The organism is Massilia eurypsychrophila (assembly GCF_002760655.1).
In the GTDB taxonomy this organism is placed as follows: domain Bacteria; phylum Pseudomonadota; class Gammaproteobacteria; order Burkholderiales; family Burkholderiaceae_D; genus JAFCUW01.
In genome coordinates this window covers 1-3,567 of record NZ_PDOC01000061.1, presented here as the reverse complement: position 1 = coordinate 3,567, position 3,567 = coordinate 1, and the positions used below count along the sequence as shown (strand labels likewise).

General features: G+C 56.5%; 4 protein-coding genes. 2 read left to right on the top strand and 2 right to left on the bottom strand.

Going from position 1 to position 3,567, the window contains the following annotated elements:
* A partial coding sequence (locus CR105_RS29585; RefSeq protein ID WP_370660712.1) for a transposase occupies positions 1-474 on the bottom strand: 474 nt, incomplete at its 3' end.
* 359 nt (positions 475-833) lie between these two features.
* Between CR105_RS29585 and CR105_RS27120 the strand changes: the two genes are divergently transcribed.
* Entirely contained in the window at positions 834-1,733 is a 900-nt protein-coding gene (locus CR105_RS27120) for a DUF4394 domain-containing protein (RefSeq protein ID WP_099794057.1), read from the top strand.
* Positions 1,734-2,209: 476 nt separating this feature from the next.
* On the opposite strand, the gene CR105_RS27115 is transcribed toward CR105_RS27120, so the two are convergent.
* Positions 2,210-3,226: an IS30 family transposase gene (locus CR105_RS27115; protein WP_099794055.1), complete on the bottom strand. Its 1,017-nt coding sequence runs from the start codon at positions 3,224-3,226 to the stop codon at positions 2,210-2,212.
* A gap of 214 nt (positions 3,227-3,440) precedes the next feature.
* Here CR105_RS27115 and CR105_RS29580 point away from each other — a divergent pair.
* A partial coding sequence (locus tag CR105_RS29580; protein WP_370660705.1) for a transposase occupies positions 3,441-3,567 on the top strand: 127 nt, incomplete at its 3' end.

The window sequence follows — 3,567 nt, the reverse complement described above, 5'->3', positions numbered from 1 at the left end:
CTCAACTTCAAATCGTTCCGCTCTGCCGGCTCCGTGCTCGCCGGCATCGAGCTGATGCACATGATCCGCAAGGGCCAGTTCGCAATCGACGGCGCTGATGCAATGTCGTTCGCCGACCAATTTTCTGCGCTGGCAGGAATAGTCCGTCCGGTTTGAGCGGCACAATGCCGTCCTAGGGAAATTCTGTCGTTTGATCAACAACGCGACAGAACCTTTCCAGACGCCCTTGACCTTGATGTACGTCTCATCCATACGCCAGCTGCCGCCGACCGGACGCTTGTGTTTCCGGGCCATCTTCTCGATGAGCGGCAGGAAACGAATCGCCCAACGGTTGATCGACGAATGGTCGACCGACACGCCGCGCTCTTCCCTCATCTCCTCGAGGTGCCGGTAGCTCAGCGGGTAGGCCGCATACCAGCGGATGCAGACCAGGATCACATCGATCGGAAAGCGCATCCCTTTGAAGTTGAGCATGTCGAGTCGTCTTGGGTTCGGGCGCCGCAGCTTACCCGATTACCCCGTCGATGTTCGCTAATGCGACAGAACCCCAGCTACCGCCCTCGCTCGTTAGTCCATTCGTCTTCAGCGACGCAGTGCAAAGAAAACGACCAAGAAATACTGTCGATATATTTTACAGTGCGCACAATCCGAATTGTGTCATAACCATTTTCGACGAGACGAAATTTTGTAAGTCATTGAAACGGCTGATCTTGTACTAATTGCAGCAGGCATGGCCCAAGATTTGCTTTCACCTAATTGAAGCACTTTAAACCAAACGATCGCTCTCGACATTTGCGTCGACGCGGTCATTCCAACCCAGGAGTTGCTCCGCGATGATCCCACATTTCAAAACCAAATCCGCCAGTCTCGCAGTTGCTCTCGCCGCCACGCTGTTTTCCGCCGTTCCTGCGTACGCCATCCCGATTCTAGGTTTGACCAATACGAATTCGATATTTACCTTCGACAGCGCTACTCCTGCAGCGCAGTCTGCGTTTGTCAACGTTTCCGGCCTTGGTGTGGGAGAAAATCTGGTCGGCATCGACCGCCGTCCTACGACGGGCGTTCTGTATGCCGTCAGTAACCAAGGCCGCGTTTTCTCGATAGCCGCCGGTGGAGCAGCCACGCTGATCGGTACGGTTCCTGGAATCTCCGGCACCACCGTGATCGGCATCGATTTCAATCCGGAAGCCGATCGGCTAAACTTGGCTTCGTTGCGGGTAATCACCAGCAGCGGGCAAAATGGCGCGTTCAATGTCGGCGCAGCCGTTCCCAGTTACACTGCACAGACGGCTGTTCAGGCAAACCTCACCTCGATTGCCTATTCGAACAACGATGTCGATGCAGGCACAGCGACATCCCTTTATTTCATCGATTCTAGCTCGAACGAGCTCAAAGTGGCAACCGGCAATTTTGCCAATCCGACAATCACGACCGTCGGCGGCCTCGGCTTCAATGCCGGTAATATCGGTGGCTTTGACATCTTCGGCGGGTTCGATGCGTTCTCCGCGCTTCAGACTGGCAACGGCGCTTCCAGCTTTTACTCCATTAATTTGGGCACTGGCTCGGCAAGCCTGATCGGCAGCTTCAACCTCGGCGGGAACGGCAACGTGATCGGCCTGACGGCGACCGGCTTGGCGGCAGCGGTGCCTGAACCAGCAACCTTCACCCTGATGTTGGCCGGGTTGCTCGGTGTTTGCACCTTCGGGCGCAAGCGCCGCAGCGCCAGCCGTTGATCTCAGAGCCAGTCGGCGTTCGTAACCCAGAGTCTCGGTTGTCCGGGACTTTGCTTTTTACAGCGGTGTAAATAATGCAGCAGGGCAGAGGCAACGGCGCTTCAATTTGCGAATCGTTCACCATTCTGCTGGGGCTAAGCACAGGCGACATGCAGAGTGTGCCGAAGTGATCAGTGCCGCGGATACTTTTGCTGACCAGGTTGGCGTCGCTGGGGCCGGCCGCGCTTTGCGATTGCCGCGCAGCGCACTGTACCGGGAGCGCTTCGCACGCAACGTCTGTCCGCTACCGCAATAGCGGGCCTTGCGGGGACCTTCAGGTGTTGTTGAAGTTCGATCGATTTTGCCGGCGTGGCAAATCAAAACATACAACGCCGCTCAGGAACCGCTTACTCTTCGCCGGCGACTCCATGCGTTCCTCGCACAGACCCATAGTTAAACAATACTGGGCGGTTTCAAGTATCAAGCGCAACACTGGGTTAATTAACAGTGTCGGTCGGATGTTGTAGCAATGCTATGTGCTGAGTATAAACGACGAGCGGCGATTCATAATTGAGCCTCGCTCTTGGCCTTGTATTGAGCGACAAGGCGATGGCATCGAGCTCGTCTTGAGAGTAGATCGACAGGTCCGATCCTTTCGGCATGTACTGGGGAAGCAGGCCATTGGTGTTCTCATTTGACCCGCGCTGCCACGGGCTGTGCGGGTCGGCGAAATAGATCTGGACGCCGGTCCGTTCGGTCAGGATTTTATGGCCGTGCATCTCGCGGCCCTGATCGTATGTCATGGTCTTGCGCATCGCTGCCGGCTCGCGGTTGAGCACCGCCGAGAAGCTGTCGACGACGGTCTTGGTGGTGGCGTTGTCCATCTTGGCCAGCACCACGAAGCCGGTCGTGCGTTCGACCAGCGTGCCGACCGAGGAACGGTTGCCAGCGCCCTTGATCAGGTCGCCCTCCCAATGGCCAGGGATGGGGCGATCTTCGACCTCTGCAGGGCGGATATGGATGCTCTGCATGTCCTGGATCTGGTAGCGTCGATCGTCACCTCGACTGCGCGGCTTGCGCACTTGATTGTGATGGCGAAGGTACGCGATCAGCTCGCGTTTGAGTTCGCCGCGGGGGTGCATGTAGATGGCGTTGTAGATGGTCTCGTGGGACACAGATTTCTCAGAATTGTTGGGCCAAAGGGCCTTGAGTTTGCGCGCTATTTGCTGCGGCGACCAGAGCAGTTTTAGCTGATGCCGGACTACCTGGAACAAGGCCCCTTCCGCGTGGAGCTTGGGAAGACGATGTGGCAAAAGGCGGCGGGCATGGCATTGTGCATGGGCCAGGTTGGCATCGTAGACGCCGATGCCGCTGGTGCGCTTGAGCTCGCGGCTGATCGTGCTGGCTGAACGGCAAAGGCGTTTAGCAATGGATCGGGTGGAGCACAGGTCGGCGCGCATGGTCATGACGACGGCACGCTCCTGGGTAGTCAGATGTTTGTAGATTTTCGCCATGGCGGCACCTTACAGCAAAGGTGTTGCACTTGGTCTTTGAGAACGCCCTGCATACAACTTGCATGGGTAGACATGCCTACTGCAGAATTGCCGTCCCAGCCGGCGAGGCAGCTTCCGTCTTTGATCAAAGCTTTGACGGGTTCATTGGTTTCCTCAGTTCCCCCCTGTGTCAGACTAGTTGTCGCCTCCAGATTTTATCCAAATAGAGGCAGACATGAGAACAAGGCATTCCCCAGCATTTGTCGAACAAGCACTGGTCAAGGTATTCTCCCGTGGCGGCAGGAGCGTGCAGGCAGTCGCGGACGATATCAACGTCAATTACCACACACTTAAAAATTGGA

Bases quoted from the DNA above. Each gene is read 5' to 3' on its own strand.
- CR105_RS27120 (WP_099794057.1), top strand. From the start codon at position 834: ATGATCCCACATTTCAAAACCAAATCCGCCAGTCTCGCAGTTGCTCTC.
- CR105_RS27115 (WP_099794055.1), bottom strand. From the start codon at position 3,226: ATGGCGAAAATCTACAAACATCTGACTACCCAGGAGCGTGCCGTCGTC.